This window comes from Macrococcus brunensis, assembly GCF_022343725.1.
Lineage (GTDB): Bacteria > Bacillota > Bacilli > Staphylococcales > Staphylococcaceae > Macrococcus > Macrococcus brunensis.
Map to the genome: position 1 here is coordinate 21563 of NZ_CP092179.1, position 23448 is coordinate 45010.

The 23448-nt window shown below is 39.0% G+C and carries 22 protein-coding genes and 2 tRNA genes; 13 read left to right on the forward strand and 11 right to left on the reverse strand.

Features of this window, described 5'->3' with window-relative positions:
- Positions 1-16 precede the first annotated feature (16 nt).
- On the reverse strand, positions 17-898 hold the full coding sequence (locus tag MGG13_RS00095) for a YitT family protein (RefSeq protein ID WP_239034925.1): 882 nt from the start codon (positions 896-898) through the stop codon (positions 17-19).
- Between the two features lie 171 nt (positions 899-1069).
- On the opposite strand from MGG13_RS00095, the gene MGG13_RS00100 reads away from it, so the two are divergent.
- The 12 genes from MGG13_RS00100 (at position 1070) to MGG13_RS00155 (ending at position 15053) form a co-directional block, all read left to right on the forward strand.
- Positions 1070-1144, forward strand: a tRNA-Glu gene (locus MGG13_RS00100).
- A 14-nt stretch (positions 1145-1158) separates the two neighbouring features.
- Positions 1159-1231 (forward strand) — tRNA-Asp (locus tag MGG13_RS00105).
- A 119-nt stretch (positions 1232-1350) separates the two neighbouring features.
- The gene (gene yycF / locus MGG13_RS00110; RefSeq protein ID WP_133432528.1) at positions 1351-2055 is read left to right on the forward strand and encodes a response regulator YycF; all 705 of its coding nucleotides are present in this window, start codon (positions 1351-1353) and stop codon (positions 2053-2055) included.
- Entirely contained in the window at positions 2055-3917 is a 1863-nt protein-coding gene (walK, locus tag MGG13_RS00115) for a cell wall metabolism sensor histidine kinase WalK (RefSeq protein WP_239034926.1), read from the forward strand. Before yycF ends, walK begins: the two co-directional genes overlap by 1 nt.
- Positions 3910-5214, forward strand: coding sequence for a YycH family regulatory protein (locus MGG13_RS00120; protein WP_239034927.1), 1305 nt, complete (start codon positions 3910-3912; stop codon positions 5212-5214). Before walK ends, MGG13_RS00120 begins: the two co-directional genes overlap by 8 nt.
- A complete protein-coding gene (locus MGG13_RS00125) occupies positions 5214-6008 on the forward strand; it encodes a two-component system regulatory protein YycI (RefSeq protein ID WP_133432531.1) in 795 nt (264 codons plus the stop codon). Before MGG13_RS00120 ends, MGG13_RS00125 begins: the two co-directional genes overlap by 1 nt.
- Positions 6009-6025: 17 nt before the next feature.
- The gene (locus MGG13_RS00130; protein WP_420827899.1) at positions 6026-6817 is read left to right on the forward strand and encodes an MBL fold metallo-hydrolase; all 792 of its coding nucleotides are present in this window, start codon (positions 6026-6028) and stop codon (positions 6815-6817) included.
- A 250-nt stretch (positions 6818-7067) separates the two neighbouring features.
- On the forward strand, positions 7068-7547 hold the full coding sequence (rlmH, locus tag MGG13_RS00135; protein ID WP_239034929.1) for a 23S rRNA (pseudouridine(1915)-N(3))-methyltransferase RlmH: 480 nt from the start codon (positions 7068-7070) through the stop codon (positions 7545-7547).
- 185 nt (positions 7548-7732) lie between these two features.
- Positions 7733-8935, forward strand: coding sequence for a hypothetical protein (locus MGG13_RS00140; protein WP_239034930.1), 1203 nt, complete (start codon positions 7733-7735; stop codon positions 8933-8935).
- A gap of 247 nt (positions 8936-9182) precedes the next feature.
- Positions 9183-10718 (forward strand): type I restriction-modification system subunit M, encoded by a 1536-nt coding sequence (locus MGG13_RS00145; protein ID WP_420827911.1) that lies wholly within the window; start codon positions 9183-9185, stop codon positions 10716-10718.
- A complete protein-coding gene (locus MGG13_RS00150; protein WP_239034932.1) occupies positions 10711-11904 on the forward strand; it encodes a restriction endonuclease subunit S in 1194 nt (397 codons plus the stop codon). The genes MGG13_RS00145 and MGG13_RS00150 overlap by 8 nt, the downstream gene beginning before the upstream one ends.
- Before the next feature lie 2 nt (positions 11905-11906).
- Entirely contained in the window at positions 11907-15053 is a 3147-nt protein-coding gene (locus MGG13_RS00155) for a type I restriction endonuclease subunit R (protein ID WP_239034933.1), read from the forward strand.
- A gap of 51 nt (positions 15054-15104) precedes the next feature.
- On the opposite strand, the gene MGG13_RS00160 is transcribed toward MGG13_RS00155, so the two are convergent.
- Positions 15105-15320, reverse strand: a complete 216-nt coding sequence (locus tag MGG13_RS00160; protein WP_239034934.1) for a helix-turn-helix domain-containing protein — start codon at positions 15318-15320, stop codon at positions 15105-15107.
- A 186-nt stretch (positions 15321-15506) separates the two neighbouring features.
- Between MGG13_RS00160 and MGG13_RS00165 the strand changes: the two genes are divergently transcribed.
- The gene (locus tag MGG13_RS00165) at positions 15507-15704 is read left to right on the forward strand and encodes a hypothetical protein (RefSeq protein WP_239034935.1); all 198 of its coding nucleotides are present in this window, start codon (positions 15507-15509) and stop codon (positions 15702-15704) included.
- A 132-nt stretch (positions 15705-15836) separates the two neighbouring features.
- Here the strand turns inward: MGG13_RS00165 and MGG13_RS00170 are convergent, their stop codons facing one another.
- From MGG13_RS00170 to MGG13_RS00210, 9 genes are all read right to left on the reverse strand, one after another.
- Complete coding sequence (locus MGG13_RS00170; RefSeq protein WP_239034936.1) at positions 15837-16628, reverse strand: hypothetical protein; 792 nt, start codon at positions 16626-16628, stop codon at positions 15837-15839.
- Between the two features lie 28 nt (positions 16629-16656).
- Entirely contained in the window at positions 16657-17238 is a 582-nt protein-coding gene (locus MGG13_RS00175) for a hypothetical protein (RefSeq protein WP_239034937.1), read from the reverse strand.
- A 222-nt stretch (positions 17239-17460) separates the two neighbouring features.
- Positions 17461-17901: a JAB domain-containing protein gene (locus MGG13_RS00180; protein WP_239034938.1), complete on the reverse strand. Its 441-nt coding sequence runs from the start codon at positions 17899-17901 to the stop codon at positions 17461-17463.
- Positions 17898-18446, reverse strand: a complete 549-nt coding sequence (locus MGG13_RS00185; RefSeq protein ID WP_239034939.1) for a DUF1643 domain-containing protein — start codon at positions 18444-18446, stop codon at positions 17898-17900. The genes MGG13_RS00180 and MGG13_RS00185 overlap by 4 nt, the downstream gene beginning before the upstream one ends.
- Positions 18447-18464: 18 nt before the next feature.
- Positions 18465-18794 (reverse strand): DUF960 family protein, encoded by a 330-nt coding sequence (locus tag MGG13_RS00190; protein ID WP_239034940.1) that lies wholly within the window; start codon positions 18792-18794, stop codon positions 18465-18467.
- 53 nt (positions 18795-18847) lie between these two features.
- Positions 18848-19219: an SAUGI family uracil-DNA glycosylase inhibitor gene (locus MGG13_RS00195; protein WP_239034941.1), complete on the reverse strand. Its 372-nt coding sequence runs from the start codon at positions 19217-19219 to the stop codon at positions 18848-18850.
- A gap of 183 nt (positions 19220-19402) precedes the next feature.
- Complete coding sequence (locus MGG13_RS00200; RefSeq protein ID WP_239034942.1) at positions 19403-21058, reverse strand: recombinase family protein; 1656 nt, start codon at positions 21056-21058, stop codon at positions 19403-19405.
- A gap of 226 nt (positions 21059-21284) precedes the next feature.
- A complete protein-coding gene (locus MGG13_RS00205; protein WP_239034943.1) occupies positions 21285-22868 on the reverse strand; it encodes a DNA primase family protein in 1584 nt (527 codons plus the stop codon).
- On the reverse strand, positions 22861-23448 hold the full coding sequence (locus MGG13_RS00210) for a hypothetical protein (RefSeq protein WP_239034944.1): 588 nt from the start codon (positions 23446-23448) through the stop codon (positions 22861-22863). The genes MGG13_RS00205 and MGG13_RS00210 overlap by 8 nt, the downstream gene beginning before the upstream one ends.

Consider the following 23448-nt stretch of genomic DNA (forward strand, 5'->3'; position numbering starts at 1 on the left):
CCTCGGGCTCTTTTTTTTAATGGATATCGCGCTTTTTAAAACGACCGCCTTTTACTTCTGAGACGTTGCCGATCGCAACAAAGGCAGATTCATCATAATGATTGATAATATCCTTCAGTTTATATTCTTCCAGACGCGTAATAACCACAAAGATAACTTTCTTGTCGTCACCGGTATAGGCACCTTCTCCGCTGAGATACGTGACTCCACGACCAAGACGCGCATTAATGGCATCACCAATTTCTTCATACTGATCACTGATGATCCAGACGGATTTCGATTCATCGAGTCCGAGCTGAACAATATCGATAGCTTTAAAGGCAATGAAATAAGCGATAACGGAATACATAGCAGATTCCCATGTGAAGACAAAGCCTGCAACGATAAATATAAAGAAATTGATGACCATTACAATTTCACCTACTGAAAAAGGTGTCTTTCCACTGATCAGAATCGCTAAAATTTCTGAACCGTCCAGTGAGCCTCCGTAACGAATAACGAGACCGACACCAAGACCTAGAATAGCACCGCCAAAAATAGTGACGAGAAACTTCTCTTCGATAAAGGGTGGAATCGGATGCAGAAAAGCTGTGGCGATTGACAGAACAGCGATTCCGTAAAGTGTGGATAATGCGAATGACTTACCGATTTGCTTGTAACCGAGGAAGAAGAACGGCAGGTTCAAGATGAAGATAAAAAGACCTAAAGGAAGACCGATTAAGTGGCTCGTAATAATGGAAATACCCACGATACCGCCATCTAGTATGGCATTCGGTACTAAAAATAATTCAAGTGCTACTGCCATGAGAAGTGCGCCGATAGTGATCATGAGAAACCGTTTGATTTTCTCTTTCAGCGGCAAAGTTCTATGGACTTTTTCAACTGCTAATTGTGACATAGCATCCCTCTTTTCTAATGGTTTCTACCTTTATTATACTATAAATAAATTGTTAGAAATTTCAGAATGCTCACAGATAGAAAAATGTTTTAGAATATAAAATTTTTTTCGAATTATAGTTGTCAGATTATAATTAAGCATGCTATAATCAATCTTGTGCTAAAAAAATATGGCCCCTTGGTCAAGCGGTTAAGACACCGCCCTTTCACGGCGGTAACACGGGTTCGAATCCCGTAGGGGTCACCATTTAAATAGCTTTAGGTCCCGTGGTGTAGCGGTTAACATGCCTGCCTGTCACGCAGGAGATCGCGGGTTCGATTCCCGTCGGGACCGCTTTAAGACATGCATTTGATGCATGTCTTTTTTTGTTGTAATTCAGTAGATAGAAAAAAACACATAAAAATGGTAAATTATAAGATAGTAAATGAAACTCTAAAGAGAAGAGGTTACCTATGGCTCGTAAAATAGTCGTTGTAGATGATGAAAAACCGATTGCGGATATACTTGAATTTAATTTGAAAAAAGAAGGCTATGATGTGCATGTTGCCTATGATGGTGATGATGCAGTTGAACTGATCTATGAAGTACAGCCGGACATCGTGCTGCTGGACATCATGCTGCCAGGACGTGACGGTATGGAAGTCTGCCGTGAAGTCCGTAAGAAATATGATATGCCGATCATTATGCTGACAGCGAAAGACTCAGAGATCGATAAAGTACTTGGACTGGAACTCGGGGCAGATGACTATGTCACGAAACCGTTCAGTACGCGTGAACTGATTGCGCGTGTAAAAGCGAACTTACGTCGTCACTACACACAGGCGCAGTCTGAAGAAAAAGAAGAAACAAATGATATCGTTATTAAAGACATCACGGTTTATCCGGATGCTTATTCTATCAAAAAGCGTGGCGTCAGTATCGAACTGACACATCGTGAATTTGAACTCTTCCATTATCTGGCACGACATATCGGCCAGGTCATGACCCGCGAACATCTCTTGCAGACAGTATGGGGCTATGATTATTTTGGAGATGTAAGAACAGTTGATGTGACCATCCGAAGACTCAGAGAAAAGATTGAAGATGATGCTTCACATCCTGAATACATCGTGACAAGACGCGGTGTCGGTTATTTCTTACAAGTACAGGATAAATAATGAAATACATCCAGTCTTTCATTAAGAAACTGCAATCTCTGCATATCAAGCTCGTTGTCGTCTATGTTCTGCTGATTATTATCGGCATGCAGATTATCGGGCTCTATTTCACGAATAATCTGGAAAAAGAGCTGACTGAAAACTTCAAGGACAATGTAGAACGACAAGTGAAACAAGTTGCTTATGATATTAATGAAACATATAAGGAAAATAATGATGACAATACGGAGCGAAAGATACAGTCGATTATCGATGATTATACTTCACGTTCCGGTGTCGGAGAGGCTCGCTCAGATATAGATGAAATCCGATTTATCAATACAAATGAGCTGATTATCGCGACGAGTAAAGTATCTGATAATGTTTCGATTGACCAGAAAAATAAAGATACTCAAATACAAAAAGCGTTGTCGCTTGGCCAGAGCAATGACCAGATTCAGTTAAAAGAAGAAGGCACGAGTAAGAAGCGTGTCTGGGTTAAAAATGAAACGATTAAAGTGAATAATGAAGTGGTAGGTGTTATTCACGTTGAATCGAGTATCGAGACTGTTTATCAGCAGCTTGATAAAATCAACCAGATCTTCATTATCGGAACAGGTTTGTCACTTCTTATTACTGCACTTCTCGGCTTCTTTATTGCCAGAACCATCACTAAACCGATTTCGGATATGCGTAATCAGGCACTCGAGATGTCAAAAGGGAATTACACGAACCGGGTCAAAGTGTACGGCAGTGACGAAATTGGTGAACTGGCTCTGACTTTCAACAACCTCGCGAAAAGAGTACAGGAAGCTCAGGCGAATACAGAAAGTGAAAAACGACGACTGGATTCTGTTATCACTCACATGTCAGATGGGGTTATTGCCACTGATAGACGAGGACGTGTACGTATTGTCAATGATATGGCGCTGCGCATGCTGGCTGTCAATCAGGATGATATAGAGGGCCGTCATGTGCTGGATGTACTTAAGATGGAGGAACATTATTCTTTAGAAGAATTGCAGGAGAATAGTGGAGGCGTCATCATTGATATCGCAGGTGAGTATCCATTGATTGTCCGTGCCAGTTTCTCGACGATTATTCAGGAGACAGGCTTTATCACAGGTTATATCGCTGTACTCCATGACGTGACCGAACAGCATCATGTCGAAAATGAACGTCGTGAGTTCGTCGCAAACGTTTCGCACGAACTACGGACGCCGCTGACATCTATGCGCAGCTATATCGAGGCGCTCGAAGAAGGTGCCTGGCAGAATCCTGAACTGGCGCCCCAGTTCCTGAGCGTGACACGAGAAGAGACGGACCGCATGATTCGTCTCGTCAATGACCTGCTGCAACTCTCTAAAATGGACAACTCTAATGAAAACATTAACCGCGAACTAATTGATTTTAATATGTTCATCCATAAAATCATCAATCGTTTTGAGATGAGTGAAGGCAAATCAGCGACATTTATCCGTGATATCCCGAAAGCAGGTATCTTTGTAGAAATCGACCCCGACAAGATGACGCAAGTATTTGATAACGTTATCTCTAATGCGCTCAAGTACTCAAAAGGGAAAAAACGTGTTGAATTTCATGTGAAACAAAACATGTTATTTAACCGGATGACCATTCAGATTAAAGATAATGGTATCGGTATTCCAAGAAACAAAGTCGACAAGATTTTTGACCGCTTCTTCCGGGTCGATAAAGCAAGAACACGGACGATGGGTGGAACAGGTCTGGGTCTTGCTATCAGTAAGGAAATTGTAGAAGCGCATAACGGACGTATCTGGGCGAACAGCCAGGAAAATCAGGGTACATCTGTGTATATCACATTGCCTTGTGAAGTCTTAGATGATGGTGATTGGGATGTATAAGAACATCATTAAAAGTCTCATACTGATTATTCTGGTCTGCACGAGTATGGTGCTGACCTATCTGATATGGAACTTTAAGCCTCAGCTGACCAATGTAGATACAGCTGTCGTTGAAAAGAAAACAATCGGTCCTAGATTTATTGATAATATCAAGAATATCTATATGCCCTATCAGGTGGTCTCATACAATGAAGGCAACATCAAAGGAACGACAGAAAGTCATCTGATTATGGAAATGACTAACTTTTTAAGCGAAAGTCATATTCAGTCCGCTTATCTGATTGATAATAACGGTAAATTTCAGGCGAAAAATATCGGTAACCGTTTTACGTTATTTGATTTTACTGTTGATATCCCTCAGACCATGTATGTGACAAACATATTAGATATGAACTATAAGTCGGAAGATAAGTATACTTTTAAGCGCTTGATGATTGATAGCGAAAGCCGCACGAACGTCAATATTTATCTGATCGGCAAAACAAAAGTACTGAAGATAGAGACGGATGCGAAGAGTCAGACATTCAATAAGATGCTGCAACAAGAACGCAAGTCTATGGTAAACTATACAAGTCTTGTTACAAATGAATTGACATCCAGCGATAAGATGCAGCTCTATATCTCGGAAGAAGCGGACAGCGTTAAAGCTTATCGATATATAGCGGATCGTATCAATGTCAAGGATATTAACGATGCTGTACTGGATGATCAGGATAATATCATTGAGCGTGACAGAAAAGAGAGTACGACGTATTTCAGTAATACAGGTATCGTCTCTGTCAATGACAGTGACATCTATAAATATAACAATTTATCAGAAGCGGATTCAGTTAAGGCCGCCCCGCGTGATATACTGGTTAAATCATTCAAGTTCATCAGTAGTCACGGCGGCTTCACAGATGATTATCGACTGTTTGATATCAATGATGATAATAGAATGATTGATTATCAGATGTATCTAGGAGGCAGACCTGTCTTTAATGACACGGGACTTTCCAATATCTCAGTCATCTGGGGTAAAGATGATCAATATGAATATCGACGGGGACTGTTATCGACAAGTGTCGCAGTGCCGTCGACCCAGGAAGTAGAGAAACTGCCGAGTGCAGAAAGCGTTCGTTACAGACTTGCTTCTTCAAAGGAATATCGTTTCGATAAAATCACGAACATGCTGATTGGCTATGAGATGAAAAAATCAGCAGACAGTGAAATACAGGCTAATCTGCTGTTTGAACCTTACTGGTATATTGAATATGACAATCAATGGCTGAAATATGAGAATGGGAGGCTGAAGTAGTGGATTGGAAACAAGCAAGTTCACTGTTTATCTTCGTCTTCCTGATTATCAATATCTGTCTTGGTGTGCTGTACTATCAGAAAGTCGAACGCTCCAACCAGATAGATATCGCCAATGAAAAAGTGCTGTCTTTTGAGAAAGAGAATATCAAGTTACCGAAAGAACTGCCACCGTCAGAAGGCGTCAAACTGAACTACTTATCGGGTCGCAGCAAGAAGTTCGAAGCAACAAATACCACACGCAGTAATACTGTTGTTAAAGATAAAGTCATCAAAGACCGTATCGCGACCAATCTGCCTCTCAGCGCGATAGAGCCGGATGCCATCATGGAAGACCTGAATATCTTTATGGCAACAGTCCCTTATAGAGGAACTGAATATATTCTGAGCGGCATTGACCGCATCAATAAACGTATACTCTACGAGCAGACTTTTAACAAGTATCCCATACTGAGCAATGATACGGCAAAAGTCGTGGTGAATTATAATGATAACCAGGAAGCCTATAGCTATGAGCAGTCCTATATCGAGAACCTGCAGGAAGGCATCGGTAACAATAACAAGAAGAAACAAGTCGTTGAACCAAGACGTGCACTTGAGGTTCTGTATTATCAGAATGAATTGAAAGCAGGAGACGAGATTACGGCGGTCCGCCTGGGCTATTATTCCGTCGTACCGAATATAGAAGGACAAGTACTCAAACCGACATGGCAAGTTGCAGTTCTTCATAAGAACGGCAAGCGTGAGACGTTCTATGTGGATGCACTGAATCCGCAGGAACCTATACTGAAGTAATAAAGAGAGTGATATCAATGATTAAAATGTCAGTACTGGCAAGTGGCTCAACAGGTAATGCAACTTACGTCGAAAGTGACAAAGGTTCATTATTAGTAGACGTCGGCTTATCAGGTAAGAAGATGGTCGGCCTTTTCAGCCAGATTGACCGCAAAATAGAAGACCTGGATGGCATCCTCGTCACCCATGAACATATCGACCACATCAAAGGACTCGGTGTGCTAGCAAGAAAGTACAAAATACCAGTCTATGCAAACGAAAACACATGGAAAGCAATAGAACGGGCAGATAAAAATATCCCGCAGGACCAGAAGATGATTTTCAATCCATACGAAACGAAAAGTATCGCAGGCTTTGATATCGAATCCTTCAATGTGTCACATGACGCGATAGACCCGCAGTTCTATATCTTTCACAATGACTACAAGAAGCTGACGATGATCACAGATACCGGCTACGTTTCTGACCGCATGAAAGGCATGATACACGGCAGTGACTGTTTCGTCTTTGAGAGCAATCATGATGTCGATATGCTGAGAATGGGCCGTTATCCGTGGAAAACCAAACAGCGTATATTAAGTGATATGGGACACGTCTCAAATGAGGATGCAGCATATGCGATGCGTGAAGTCATTACAGGCTCGACGAAACGTATCTATCTCTCTCACTTATCACGCGACAATAATCTGAAGGATTTAGCCCGCATGAGTGTGGAACAGGTATTAAATGAGCATGATATCGATACAAAAAATGATGTCACGCTGCATGATACGGATAAAGAAGTGGCAACAAAGCTTTATGAACTCTAATTTACACACTTTTCATTAACTCCACTAGAAATGTGGATAACAGTGAATAACTTTGTGGATAGAAAAGAATTTATCCACAATTGTATAAGATGTCTTAGAAATAAGGCATCTTTTTTTATGTTTATGCATAAAAAAATGGAAGAAAAAGAGCGAAAAAAGACAAAATACGATAAAATAAGGCTTGTGAAATGTGCATAAGTTAATAACATGTGGATAACTCGAATAAAACATACAATAAGGATGAATATAGATGAAGATTACAATTATAACTGTGGGTAAGTTAAAAGAGAAGTACTGGAAGCAGGCTGTGGATGAATACGTAAAGCGACTCGGCGCCTATACAAAGATGGAATTGATTGAAGTGCAGGACGAGAAAGATATGGACAACATGAGTGAGAAAGATATCGAAATCGCGCAGAAGAAAGAAGCGGAGCGCATCCTGGCCAAAATAAAAGACGATAGCTACGTCTATACATTAGAAATCCTGGGCAAACAACTGGATTCAGTCGAACTATCGCAGCATATCGAAAACAACATGAACATGGGCAAAAGCCACCTGACCTTCATCATTGGCGGCTCAAACGGCCTGCATGACAGCGTCAGTGCAAGATCCAATTACAAACTCTCCTTCAGCAAAATGACCTTCCCCCATCAGATGATGAAAGTGATTCTGCTGGAGCAGGTGTATAGAGCTTATAGGATAATGAAAGGGCAGGCTTACCATAAATAAAACTAAGTACATTCATTTTGAATGTACTTTTTTAATTTTAGCGTAGAGTAAAGGTTAAAAATTGTCTATACTAATATTTCATAAAGTTTATATGGTATTATTTGTTTAAATCATAAAATATGCAGTGATATGAGATAATGTAATTGAATTTTAAATATCATATATATCATATATTGGGGGTACTTATGACTAGAGATGAGACAATGTTTTATACTTACATAGATGAATGTAAAAATAATTATTTTGTCACAGAATTTTATAAAAATAATAGGGATAATGAAATTTATAATTTTTATTCATTATCAAGCATTTCTTTTAAATCAGAGGAGTATTTATATAAGTTTGAAGAAAGATGGTGTGGTTTTAAGGAAAGCTTTAATATTCCAAGTAATACATGCTTACACTTTGCAGAATATAAAAAATTATTATCAAGTAATCATGTGAAAAATATTGAATTAGCAATTAGACAAAAATTAGAAATCTTTATTGATGAAAATCATATTGATATGGAAAAGTTAGAAACCATTCTGAATGATAGTTCTTCATTATTCACAAAGGATTTAGAAAAATTAAAAAATTCAGAAGAAGGAATTTATCAAGAATGTGAAAAGCTTTTTAATAGATACACTAAGAAAATTTTAGAAATAGATGAAAAAGATATTACAGCATACAATCTTTTTTTAGATTCTTCTAATGAATTTAATATAAGCATTGTTCATGAGTTTTTCTTAGAAATGAAAAAGGTTCTGAAGGAATCAAATTTTTCTATTTTAAATACAGATTATATTAATAAAAAAAAATCATATTTACCTAAAAGAAAGCTTACAGCGAAGCCAGAACTCACTAACCCAAAGCCCCAACCTGCTAAAAACTTAAGTAAAGATGAACCGAGAATCACAATGAAGAAACATCTAGACATACTAATTGAATTCCTTATATCAAGAGAATTTGAGGGAAAAATATATCTTGATGAGAATTTACCAAAATCTACATATACTAAATTACGTTTTGATGCAGATGGTAAAGAATTTGAAGCGAAAAATGATTTAAAAATGGCCTTTCACGAATGTTTAACAACGGGAACAGAAAGGTTCAAACAAGAAACTGTAGTGGATTTATTGGATGAAATCCGATTTATAAGGAAAGAAGAGGTAGGTAGCGCAAATAATCCGCCACATTGTGGATCGGAAGTAGTAGATTTTTTATGTTCATTAGTATGCTCTGGAACTAGAATTGCTTATTTAAATAAAATAGGAATAATTTCTAAAGAAGAATACCCTAAAATTAAATATACAACATTAAATTTTGAAGAAGGTTTGAGTGATATTCCTTTTCAAGATATTATTGATGAGAAATTATTTCTTGCCACCACAATTGACTATAGCTAAAAATGAACAAAAAAAAAACTCGCCAGATATCATCCGCGAGGCTCGATATAGCAGAAAGCATTCCCTATATCTGTTATTAATTATAGATAGTCTCATTAAATTTTGCAAGTAATTTTAATCAATTACTGAAAAAATCAATAAAAATATATTGATATAATAATTATATTATTTTAAGAAGTGGAGAATTACGTTGGGAAAAGAACTGAATCAGGCACTCTTCAGTGCGGCAGATAATCTAAGAAGTAAGATGGATGCATCTGAGTATAAAAATTATCTGCTCGGACTTATTTTCTACAAATATCTTTCAGATAAGATGCTGAAGAAAATGGTGGAATTAAGCTACGAAGATGAAGATGTGTACAATACAAAGGAAAAACAGACAGAACTTTATGAGTCGCTCATTAAGGATGAGGATACGGCAGAAGATTTAAAAGCCACACTTGTCGATACACTGGGTTATGAGATTGAACCTGAGTATCTGTTTAATAAGCTGGCCGAAAAAGCGAAACTGAATACTTTCCAGCTTGATGATATGAAGAAGGCCTTTGTTCAGCTCTCTGCAAACTATGAACAGTTTACAGGTCTCTTCGATGATATTGATCTGAACTCTAATAAGTTAGGGACAAGTCCACAGCAACGTAATATCACTATTACTGAAGTCATTAAGAAACTGAATGATATTGATTTGATTGGACATGAAGGAGACGTTATTGGTGATGCCTATGAGTTTCTGATTGGTCAGTTTGCATCAGAGGCAGGAAAGAAGGCCGGGGAGTTCTATACGCCTCATATGGTATCGGATATGATGGCTCAGATTGTGACAATCGGACAGCAGAATAAGCCTATCTTCTCAGTATTTGACCCGACAATGGGATCAGGCTCACTGATGCTGAATGTAAGAAATTACTTAGATGATAGAACAGTCATTAAATATCATGGTCAGGAATTGAATACAACGACCTATAATCTGGCGAAGATGAACCTGATTCTGCATGATGTCGATGCTGAGGATATCAATCTAAGAAATGGCGATACGTTAGACAGAGATTGGCCGACAGATGAACCTTACACATTTGATGCCGTGGTCATGAATCCACCTTATTCTGCGAAGTGGAACGCAGATTCAACATTCCTTGATGATCCACGTTTTAATCGCTATGGCCGGCTGGCCCCTAAAACGAAAGCTGACTTTGCGTTCCTTCTACATGGCTATTATCACTTAAAAGAAACAGGGACAATGGCTATCGTCTTGCCACATGGCGTGCTCTTCAGAGGTGCAGCAGAAGGAGAGATCCGAAAAAAATTACTTGAAGACGGTGCCATTGATGCTGTCATCGGTGTGCCAGCTAATCTGTTCTTCGGTACAAGTATACCGACGACTATTATTATCCTTAAAAAGAATAGAACGAATCGTGATGTTTTGTTCATTGATGCGAGCCATGAGTTCACTAAGAAGAAGGCTCAGAACGTTCTAACTAAAGAAAATATCACTAAGATTGTTGAGGCCTATCAAAACCGTGAGAATATTGAAAAGTTTGCGTATGTTGCCTCATTTGATGAAATTAAGGAGAATGACTACAACCTGAACATCCCCCGGTATGTCGATACTTTTGAAGAAGAAGAACCTGTCGATATGGTTGAAGTGGCGAAAGAAATGACAGCTATCCGTCAGGAGAGAAAAGAACTCGAAAAAAGTCTATTTGAGGCTATCCAAATATTAGAAGCTTCACCTGAGAATCAGGAGTGGCTGAACAGTGCATTAGAGGTGTTCAGAAATGAGTAAAGTACCTGAAATAAGATTCAAGGGTTTCACTGACGCTTGGGAACAGCGTGAGTTTTTAGAGTTGGTTAATAAGTTAAGCAAAACTTCAATTTCTGAAAATTTACCTAAAATTGAATTTGAAGATATTATCTCTGGAGAAGGTCGATTAAATAAAGATGTTTCAGCAAAATTTGATAATAGAAAAGGTATATTATTTAATGAGAATAACATACTTTACGGTAAATTACGTCCTTACTTAAAAAATTGGTTGTACACTGATTTTAAGGGTATTGCATTAGGGGATTTTTGGGTTTTTGAAGCTAAAAATATAGAACCAAAGTTTTTATATTTCCTAATTCAGGCTGATATTTATCAGAAGGCTGCAAATGATACATCTGGTACTAAAATGCCTAGATCTGATTGGCAGAAAGTGTCGTCTACTAAATTTTATATTCCAAGAGACTTAGAAGAACAAATTAAAATAGGTAATTTGCTTTGGGAGATTGAAGAAACACTCACCCTTCATCAGCGTAAGTTAGAACAATTACAACAGACTAAGACAGCATTTCTTCAGAAGATGTTTCCACAACCAGGAATGCTTGCACCTGAACAACGTTTTCCTAAATTTAGCGAAAATTGGAATAGCAAAAAATTAGGAGATTTTACCAGATTAATTACAAAAGGTACTACACCAAAAGATAAATCTGGAGTAGGAGAAGTTAATATGATCAAAATAGAGAATATATCTAATGGTAAAATTAATCCTACTAATCAAATATCATTTAAAGAACATGAAACCAATTTAAAAAGGTCAAAACTAATCGAAAAAGATATTCTATTTTCTATTGCAGGCACATTAGGAAGAACTGCATTAGTTACTGAAAGTATATTGCCAGCTAATACAAATCAAGCCTTAGCAATTATTAGAGACTATGATTTTGATTCAATTTTTCTGACAACATATTTGTCAGGTCCTAAATTAAAGACTTATATAAAAAGTAATCCAACAGTGGGAGCACAGCCTAATTTATCTTTAGAACAAATAAATAATATAACTGTAACTGCACCATCTACACAAGAACAAAAAAGAATTGGACAGCTTTTTTTGAAAATTGACCAGGTGATTAATCTTCATCAGCGTGAGTTAGAACTACTGAAACAGACGAAACAGGGCTTTCTTCAGAAGATGTTTCCGAAAGGAGAATAGATATGAATGGTATTTCTTTTGAGGATGAACTAAAGATTGAGAGACAGCTGATCACTGTGATGGGCGATGGCTATAACCAGTGGACGTTCCGTGAGGACCTGAAGTCTGAACGGGACCTATGGGTGAACCTGAGACAGAAAATCACACAGAATAATCTGGCTGAGCTCGCTGACCATCCTTTGACTGATAGAGAGTTTGATAAGGTAAGGACTGAACTTATGCGGCTGACACAGACGCCGTTTGACGCTGCCAAGTGGCTGAAGGGTGAGAACGGCATTGCACGGATCACGGTTGACCGGGATGATGTCTCACTCGGAAACGTCTCTCTGATTCTTTACTCTAACCACGATATCGGTGGAGGCATCTCCAGCTACGAGATTGTGCACCAGATTGCTACTCAAGGCGCTGACAACAGCCGGAACAGACGGTTTGATGTCACTCTTCTGATCAACGGCCTCCCGATCGTTCAGATAGAGCTCAAGAAGTCGAGTGCGAAGGATGGCATCTATCAGGCCTTTAACCAGATTAAGAAATACGCAGAGGAAGGTCAGTTCAGAAATAATATCTTCTCTACTCTCCAGCTGTTCGTCATCTCTAATCTGCAGACGACCCGTTATTTTGCGAACACACTCCCTAGATACATGGATAAGAAGTTCCTGTTCTCCTGGCGGACACGAGATAACAAAAAGGTCGATCATCTCTATGAGTTCTGTAAACAGGTGCTTAAGATTCCGGATGCTCACCGTCTGATTGCGGAATATACGATTGTCAGTGAGGACCAGGACAATAGACTGCTGATGGTGCTTCATCCCTATCAGATCCATGCCATACAGGCGCTGGTAACCTCAGCCAGTAAGCATGAGTCGGGCTATGTCTGGCATGCGACAGGTTCAGGGAAGACCCTGACCTCCTTTGTGGCGACAAAACTGCTGGCCCGGAAGGCCGGTATTGACCGTACCATCATGCTGATTGACCGTAAGGACCTGGACAGTCAGACGACGAATGAATTCACCAATTTTGCCTCTGAATTCAATACAGGACAGACGAGTGGTGAAGGGGTATCCAACAGCCTCATTGTAGGGACAGGTGATACACGGGAACTGACCCGTGCCCTTCTGTCGGATTCTAACTCCAATGTCGTCATCATCACGACACGACAGAAACTGGACTCAGCACTGAAGTATGCGCAACGACAGGAGGAACAAAAGGGGACCCATCGTTTCAGGAAATTGACGGGCCAGCATGTCGTCTTCATCGTGGATGAATGCCACCGTGCCATCTCGCCTGAGAATATGCAGAACATCCAGTCCTTCTTTCCGAACTCGACCTGGTTCGGATTCACGGGCACACCAATATTCGAGAAGAACAAGAAACAGGCGAAGGGCAAGCTGGCCCGTACGACCTATGACCAGTATGGACCGGTCCTGCATACGTATACCATCAAGAATGCGCTGGAGGATGGCGCTGTCCTCGGTTTCCAGGTTGAACATGAGAATACCATCAACTCACGGACACTGCATAACTACATCTACGAGATGCTGTCGAATGGTTCTGATAACCCTGAGACTATCAATGCCTATATCGATGCAATGACTGAAGAAGAGAAGGAGAAATATATTCCTAACGCACTCTATGAAGATGATGACCATATCCAGACGGTGATTGAGAAGATATTCCGTCCGGATAATGCCTATACTAAGTTCGATTTCCGTAACGGCCGTCCGACCAAGTCAGCTATCCTGACGACTTCATCCATCGATATGGCCAAGCGCTATTATCATGCCATCAAAGAGATGACTTCACAGCCGGGATGGATGGAGGAGAAATATAGGGACACACCTCTGCGTAAAGGTCGTACGATGGAAGACCCGGATTTCCCGAGGATCGCCATCACCTATTCGCTGGATGAGAATGCGGACAATGCTTATGCCAAACAGGAGGAGATGCAGACCATCATTGAAGATTACAATGCCTACTACGGCACCTCCTGGAATATCGACGGGATTGAGCGCTATAACGGAGACATCAATAACCGGCTGGCAAGAAAAAGGGCTGAGTTCAAGGTGCCGGGCAGACAGATTGACCTGGTCATCGTCGTCGACAGATTGTTGACGGGATTTGACTCTCCTTCCATGCAGACATTGTTTGTCGACCGTAACCTTGAGTATGCCGGCCTTATTCAGGCCTTCTCGAGAACCAACCGGACGTTCAAGGATAAGTCTAAGGGGCTGATCGTCACCTTCAGAAAGCCGGCGACTATGGAGAAGAACGTAGAGGAAGCCACAAGGCTCTATTCCAACGCCAACGAGGAGACCGGACTGGTCTATCCGACCTATCAAGATGCGAAGAAGAAGTTCGAGAAGTCATACAGGGAGCTCCATTCACTGATCAGGCATCATCCTGATATCGATGAGAACACAGATGAATCCATTCAGATAGACTATGTGAAGGCCTACCAGAAGAGTCTGAACGCATTCGAGGAACTGATCACTTATGATGAGTTCAATGATAATGTCCAGGAAGAAAAGGCGCTGCAGGACAAGATGACAGTACTTGAGAATCATAGAGGCAGTTATGAGACGGTCAAGGGCCATCTGAAGACACTGATCAACAGACCGGAGGATGTGGATGCGCTCCTCAATGAGATCGAGTTCTTCGCAGATGTGAACAACAAGATGTACAATATCGATTCCTCCTATATCGACCAGCTGCTTGGAAATTATCAGCCCGATAATGCCTCGATACGGGATGAGATAGAGAAGGCCCTCCAGAAACTGAACAAGCCGGATAATGTCAGAATGGTCTATCAGAATATCCTGGATGAGATTGACCGGGAGAAGGGTGACGTGAAAGAGGACATCTTCAGTCTGAAACGTGACTTCTTCACACGTGAAAAAGAGCAGATCATCGCTGAGTTTGCGGAAGAATATAAAGCAGAGGTATACGAGCTTCATTCATCAGCGATACAGTATACGGCAGGCGCTGATGAGATTCCGAACATGAAGAACGTCATGAATAAGATTGACTTCGAATCCTACAAGAAAGAGCATCCGGAGATCAATCCCTTTAAATATCGTCAGATGATGAAGTCCAGATGGAAAGAAGTGCTGAACACTGAGATAATTCCGCTGGAAGATGAATTGCGATAACTTACGTCGTCTATTTTGGTAGTTGATAATAAGAGATTAGAAATAAAAAATTTATATTTTCACTTCGTAATAAATCAGCTGATCCATCGTTATGTTTAAAGCTTGGGCTAATGCATATAATTCAGTGCCGTAGAGACCACGTTTGTTGGATTTTATCTTTGAATATTGCACAGGAGTGAGTTCCATCATTTGTGCAAATTCATATTGTTTATATCCTAATTTTCTTCTGTTGTATTCTATCGATTTCATAATGTCGACCTGTTTCATATTAAGTTCACCTCATTTTTTTTGACTATCATAGCAAAAAAAATAATAGGTGAGTGATTTGTTGCTGATATGGAAACATTTCAGCATCGACAGTGTCGCAGAATTTACATTATAATCCTCTTTTCCATTTGACCTTTATTGACTATTGGGGCTATACTATACTTCAAAGTGATGAAGGAGGAAATTATGCGGAAGAATGATTATTTATATTCTATTTCAGTTGGAGACTATGTAAGAAGAGATGTCTGGAATTACATGGAGGACGAAGATGTTAGTCTGGATAAAGCATTAAACGCTTTAAATTTAGATTATAGCGATGCATTTCTTGAACCGGAGGAAAGAAGAGAGTTTATGGCTCTTCAAGATGAAACAGACATTTGGTAATAAAAACTGCATTCATTTTGTCTTATCTTTTAAGACGAAGTGAATGCAGTTTTTTAGTTAATGTATATTAGTCATAAAAAAAGTAGCTAATTGATTTCCAGCTACTCTTAATTTATAGTTCGATATGCAAGTTTATTGTACATATAACTCGTCATCTACTTCTCCCATAGGACTCATTATTCTGACAAACCCATTTGAACATGTGTAAAAATTAGCTCCTCCAGAACCGGAAGTATTATTGCCGTAAACGTCATAACATTGTGCATCAAGATCCTCATCATAACCAGCGTATTGTGCAGAATAATTCATTAGACTGCTGTCATTGTCAGGTGATGATTGATCGACACCTTTCTTTGTATAATCAATAGCCTGCTCTTCACTGAAATCATTATTATTATTTTCAGCTGTTTGTTCTTCTTGCTTTTCGTTATAACACTTGCTGTTAACATTTTCACAATCTTCTTTGCCGTTTTCATCTAAATTATTCAGAGTATAAACCAAATTTTTAGCTTGATTGTATTCTTCGGGCATTACGTAGTAAGTAGCACCAGGAACTTGTAGAATTTCAGTTCTAGATGAAGAAGGCTGATGAACATCAAAACCAAGTTGACTGGAATCTCCCATCCAACTTCCATCTGTCCCTAGAACACTTTCTTTTATAGTTTCCTGAAAAGTTGATTTTTCTTCTGTTTTTACCTCAGCTTTTTTCTCTTCCGTAGCAGAATCTTTTACATTTTCTTTTACCTCTTCAGTCTTAAGCTCTACTGTATTATTATTTTTATCTTCTTCTAATTTAGCCATTTCTATCTTAATTTTTTCCTTCTCCAGTTGAGTTTCTTGATACTTATTAAAAGTCATAAATCCCAAAATTGCGACTATTAATAATGCGAGAAATAAAAATAATGACATTGTAATTTTATTCATGATTTAGACTCCATTTAATTTATTTGAATTACTGTATATCTTCTGAAGTTTGTGTCTCTACTTGGGTTTCTACGTTATTCTGTTCCATTTCAGCCATCTTACGATCATATTCTTCTGGTGTGACATAAACACATCCTGTTTCAGACAAAACACTGGGTATACACTCGGTACGATCTGCTGAGGGATGTTCGGCTATCAGGTCATCCTGTGTAGGGGCATCTCCCAGAGGTAATGAAGAAGTTGCTTGCTCTACAGTGTCATCTTGAGTTTGAGTTGTATCAGCATCTGATTCGATAGAGGATTGATAGTTACTTTCATTTGATACTTGTTCAGACTGATTAGTCGATGGTGTTTCAGTTGTAATAATCTCTTCATCCGTAGATTGACTATCCGTTTTACTTAAGTCATCATCTTTTTTTTTCGATGATTTTTTGGACTCCTTTTCAGAGTTCTCTTTCTTGTCTTTAACACTTTCAATTTCAGCTTTCTTTAATTTAAGTTTTTCTTTTTCAATTGAAAGCTCCTGACTTTGAGAATACTGGAAATATAAAATGAATCCTAGTCCTACTAGTAAAAAAATAGAGATTATAGTTATTAATATCTTTTTCATACTTTATCTCCTGTTTATTATTTTAATATATTACAAATTGTAGCATAATAATATGATTTTTACTTTATATATTTTCAATTAAAGCTATAGAATATTTTAATACTGATGATTTAAAAAGAAGTAACTTTAAATTCTATTATTGATTAGAATTTATTCATTGATTGACATTCCTTATATTAATTAAGCAAAAAAATAAAAGCAGTAAGTTTGATAACTTACTGCCTATAATCTGCCACTTTCTCGTATAGACTGGTGGCTGTCAGGAGTGAAGATAATATGATCGAGTAATTCTATACCCATAAGAGAGCCAGCTTCAAGTAATCGCTGAGTTGCTAGGATATCCTCGTGGGATGGTTCTGTATCACCAGAAGGGTGATTGTGTAAAAGGAGGATACTATTACTATTGGCGAGGATAGCAGTCTTGTAAACTTCACGAGGTGATATGATACTGCTATTCAACGAACCTACCGACACAGTAGTGATGTGTGTAGGTTCATTTTTAGTATTTAGACATATCAGGATCAGTTCTTCACGGTCAGAGGATGGAGAATATTGTCTAGCTATGTCCGCTGCATCTCGGGGACTGGATATCTTTCGTTTTGCATAATGAATAGAACCCTCTTTAATCTGCTGTATCTTTACGATATCTATTCTTTTTCTCACGTTTTAATCACCTTTCTCTTATTATCCGTGAATTCTTTCTTCAAAATCCATTTAGAGTTTCTGACGTAAGTATTTAAGGGGTGAGCTATTTCGCCAGTTAAAGGCTGTATAAGACGCATCAGCTTATCCTGATGTGGCTTTAGCATATCAAGTACTTCGTTCACTCTAGGCTCTATTAAGGGCCTTCTAGCGTAACTTCCATAAGCCAATAAGATTGTTGAAGATTCACTGGCAGCATTCATGATTTCAACGTCGGTAAAATTATCAAAGCCATTAACAATATGCTTTCGGTTGCTAGGTGCATCAATATTCGAATATAGATTGACGAAGTTAATGGCACCAAATTCGCCATTCTTTACAATTTCATTCATGCTTAGCATTGTCGTTAGGTCGATTGTGTCCACACCGTCATAATGGGGATACATTGTTACCAGCGTTATCACTGGTTTATCAGAATCCCAGATTTTCTTAAGCCTATATCTATGTGTACCATCCTCACTGAAGATGGCTTCTGTCTTAAGATTGCTGTCCTTGTGTATTAACATATCTCTTCCTCATTTCATTTAATATTCGGTCGGCAGCAGCATGATATAAAAAGGGTCTATGTCGTCTTCTCTGACGACATAGACCTTACTTTTTTTGAAATCTTCTATACTTTGTATCATGTATTTCAGATTGTAGGGTGGCTGTTCCTGCAACATCTTTATCTGAATGTGTCGTTTATCTTTTCTTTTTATATGAAACACACTGAGATAATCTGCTTTCTGTCCGTTCTTTTCAGCATCATTATCTCTTGTATCAACTAATGAGAAAAGAATCTGTTGAAGGTGAGGAGAGAGATTCCCCTGTATGCCTCGTGTGATGTATCTTTCTGGTGCTTTCATCTTAGTCATCTCCAAACTGTCGTATTAATTCACCGATTACAACAACACTGATCTGTGCGATTTTAACCCACGTCGAGGTTGGCATAGAGTAAGTCCTCCTCTTTTAAGTTGATAAGGTAGAGCTCGTCATGAAGTGTCTCTTCTAAGTTGTTAAGATAGATACTGTAACACTCGTTGTGACACTCCTTACATTTAACATAACCGATGCTGACAACGACATCTTTGTAATAGGCGATGAATGAATAGATGTCATCGAGTTCGTCACTGTAATAGGTATATGTGTCCAGAATCTTCCCTTTGAGTGATGGACTGATGAGAGTTGGTTCATTGATGAATTCTTCGGCTCCTAACTGAACATGTTCGACTGAGTAACGATGAGGTGGTAGATGATAGATTCGTTCCACAAAGTCTGTTAGATTCTTCTTAATAGACATAGCTTGTTCCTCCTGATAAAAGATTGATGTAGTACACATCAAGAAAATAATATATATCTCAAATCGCGATTGTTTCACTGGGGGAAGTTTATAAAACAGAAGTGCAGATAGTGCAGATAGTGCATCAGTTTTAACTGGCACTGAAGTTAAGAGAGAGTTACTGAAAATAGAGTTGAAGGGGGATTAGCTTGCCAACATATTAATCCGTACAAAGTCACGGTCAATTTCATAGTGGATGGCCGGAAAATAAAAAAGACCGCAATCATTTTTAAATGATTGCGGTACATCTTCTGCATCTATCTTGTAGGTAATTTTCTTTACCTGTTTATCGTCAGTCAATTCAATTTTGTCGATTAACATTCTGAGGAGCTGGTTTTTCTGGTCGGCTGTTGCCTGGTCAAATACATCATCAAAATTAGTGAACAACTTATTTAATAGCGCTTTTATCTGTTCAGGATTTACAGCATTTTTATGTGGGGTGTGTTGAGAAGGTGCCGCCTTCAGCTGTTTTTCAATAGTCTGAAGTTCAGTACCGATGACAGCTATTTTTTTATCTAATATTTCCGTGTCGAAAGGACCACTTAGATATAAGTCGAGTACTTTCTCTTTTTGTTTCATCAGTTCGTCTCTTCTTTTTCTAAGACTACCAATATCAATTGTATCGTCCGGCTTATCCACGTTTATCAAATTCATATACTTATCAACGATTTTATCAATTACGTGCTGCTGATTCATCAGAACTGAAAGATGACTTTTAACGATATCTTCAATGACTTCACTTCTGATGCTGTGACTGCTACAGGCTGAACTGCCGCTACGATTAAAGAGGGAACAGATATAATACTTCTTCATTGTGCGAGAGCCATCTTTTCTTTTATAATAGCTGCGCCTGCAGACCATTTTTTGCCCACAGCCGGGACAGGATATTAATCCTCGTAAATAGAAATCCTTACTTGCGGGGCGTCCGGGTTGGAAGGACCGAGCCGCAAATTTTTCTTGGACCTTATCAAATACTGTGGGATCAATAATCGCATCATGTTTTCCTTTATACAGTCTGAGGTCGTCAGGATGACGGTCTCTTCTACTTTTCTTAATGTTCCAGTTGGTGTTGGTATGATGTCGTATCATTCCTTTATACAATGGATTCTGCAGCATATACTTTGTGGTGAACACCGAAAATGGTCTTCCTCTGATGGTTTTATATCCTGATTTATTCAGATGGTTGGTGATGGCCTTAAGTCCCATATCTTTGTTCAAGTACATATCGAACATCTGTCTCACGATGTTTGCTTCATATGGGTTAATCATTAATTCCGATTTTCTAGTCTGCTGGTTAATCATCAAATCATAACCAAAAGCTCTGCCGCTTATAGGTTCACCCTTGCTTGCTTTAGCACTGATGCCCATCTTAGTATTCTTGATTAAAGTTTTCCGTTCCAGCGAACTTTGTAGCCCGAATATAGTCATGAGAATGTCAGAAGATTCTTCATCATTTTTAGTGTCTATTCCTTCAGCCAGAGCCCGGTAATGAACACCATTTCTCTTGAGTGTGTCAGCAAATATATGCTGATCCGTTTGTGAACGCGATATACGTGAAAACTTCCAGCTCATAACCATATCTAGTATTCCATCCTCAACATCTTTTAGAAGACGCTGCATCTCAGGTCTATCCGTCATGTTTTTCCCTGAAATACCACCATCGACATAGCATTCATAATTATAACCTGGGTAATTATTGACCACTTCTTCTATGAGCAGTTTCTGCTGCATTTCCAGCGAGTAACCATAGTCAGCCTGCTCGTTTGTACTCACACGACAATATAATCCTATCGTTTTCATCTTAGTCATCCTTTCTTGAAATATAAGTGATTCAGCCATATCGACTGAATCACTGCAAGTTGATAATATATGCTCTATTCTTCAATTAAATCATCTAGCAAGGGCTTCACAATGAGCACAAGCTGGTCATATACGGATTCCTCCATCTCCATTACACCTCCATGTGAACACTCAAAGAAACTTTTGGAACTCAACTGTTTTTATAGCACTACTTGCACTAAAGGCACTATTGTATTCTGATTCCTTTGACAACCTGTCTTCCATTAGACTTCGATTTAATATAACCAATACCTAGTGACGTTGCGTTTTTTTCGAACTCGGTCCAGAATTTTTTAGGAGATGCCAAGTGGACATATTGCAGATTCTGACCACTTGCCCACTGAATAAAGTCAGTGATAAATGCACTTGCCGCAACCTTATTTATCGGATTGTTATCTATGACTATACGGTTCTTGATATAAAGCTTCATCACATTCGAGGAGCCGTGATACAGGTTCTGAATCGCTCTCATAGACGTCGAAACCGTAAAGTTATAGTTGTTGCTTTGTAGACGCTGTAAGCCCTCTAATGCCCAGTTAAGGATACCGCTGAGCTCTCCATTCAGCCTTTTCGCAAGGTGCTTATCCTGTTTGTCAGGTGGCAGAACATGTAAGAAGGGCAGAATAAGTAAGCGCCGTGCAAATCCTCGTGAGTCATCGCTTAGTTGCGGTAATTCATTCAGTAAGAAAATAAGTTTTGCAGGCAAGATCATGTCTGTTTCAGCCATGTTTTTACGATTAACAGTAATTTTCTCACCTGCAGTTATAGCTTTTAACTTTGAGGTATTAAAAGCACTGCTGCCGCTTTCAGTTGAGATATTAACTTTCTTGCCCACTAAAGGTTCTAATCCGAAGTCAGTGTTCAGATTTCCAAGTGTGGCAGCAGAACTGTTGATCTGTCCTATTAAGTTTTCCAGCACACCGAAAAAGGTTGATTTTCCTTCACCGCCTTTACTATAGACGAGAAGGAAAACATTAGCCTGGTGTCCACCTGCAAGACAATAGCCATACCATTCCTGGACAAAGAGTTGGGTGTCTGTCTCGTTTTTAAACCAAATCTCTAGCATATTTTTAAATGTGGGACAGGATGCGTTAGGATCATAGCTAACATCCGATTTTATAGTCGAGAAGTAGCTAGGGTCATGTTCATGCATTGTCAATGTCTGATAGTCCAACGTCATATTCATGAATGGAAAGCCCTTCTGGTTAAAGTCTTTCCATTCTATTACAGGAACTTTACGCCCGATTTCATCGTTTATTTTCTTCTCAAGTAGCGAACTCCACTCAAGTTGCATGGCTATTCTGACCAGCTCATAGATTAATCGTTTGATAGGCAGGCTGCCAGGTTCCCATAAGCCATGACGAAAATTATAAATGTATAGATCGCCCGTTTCTTTTATCATCACGATTTTAAATATCTGCCGAACTAAACTGGATACGGAAGAGCTGCTCGCTCTTCGATTACCAGAATTGCCAGCCACGAGATAGCTGTATCTTTCTAACAATAAGTCCTGTATCATTTTTCGGATTTCAGTGGCTGAATTAATAGGCTTAGATGGTAAGTGTGGAGCTGGCTGAGCCGGTATATATTTATTCCAGACGTCTATTCTGCAGACGTTCTGTTGCAGTTCAGATATAATCGTCTGACGGCTCATAGGAAGCAGCGAAGAGGTGATAGAGGCCTCTTCGCTACTGCTGAACTTAGGGTTGTAAGATGGATTGATGAAATCCTTAACAATGTCATAGTTTTCTTTTAATGTGACATTAAACATAATCATTATCCTCCATGTCATCAGCTTGTCCATATTCAAAATCGAAATAGCCAACAGTGTTTTCAGGAATATTAGCATCAGTATGAAAAGATGGTGTAAAGTTATCAAAAGCATTATGGTCTAAATCGTTTAGACCTTCATTATGAGGTTGTAACGGTTGAATTATTGCCGTATTTTGTTTGACGTGATTTATTAGTTGAGCTTGAGCAGCTGATGAAGGAATATTAAATTTCCAACGACTCAAAGTCTCATAGCCTTTACTGTTTACGTAATAATCAACAGTTCCCTGGATGCCTATTAATTCAGCGCCATTGTCGAATCCTTCTTGGTCTATTTTAGTCGCATATTCCCGCACAAATTGTCCGAAGTCTGATTTCGGATTTTCGTTAATAAAAAGTAAGTAACTAGGGAGTCTGTCGGTTCTTTGTGTCCGTTGATCAGTTAAAGTAACATCCATTGAAATGACTTCTACAATGCCGTTAGTAGAATTAATTTCTTTAATCACAGCATTATTGATTTCGAATCGAACTTCTCCGTAATTGACCTGTTGCTCTAAAAAACTCAAATTGTATTTTTTCAT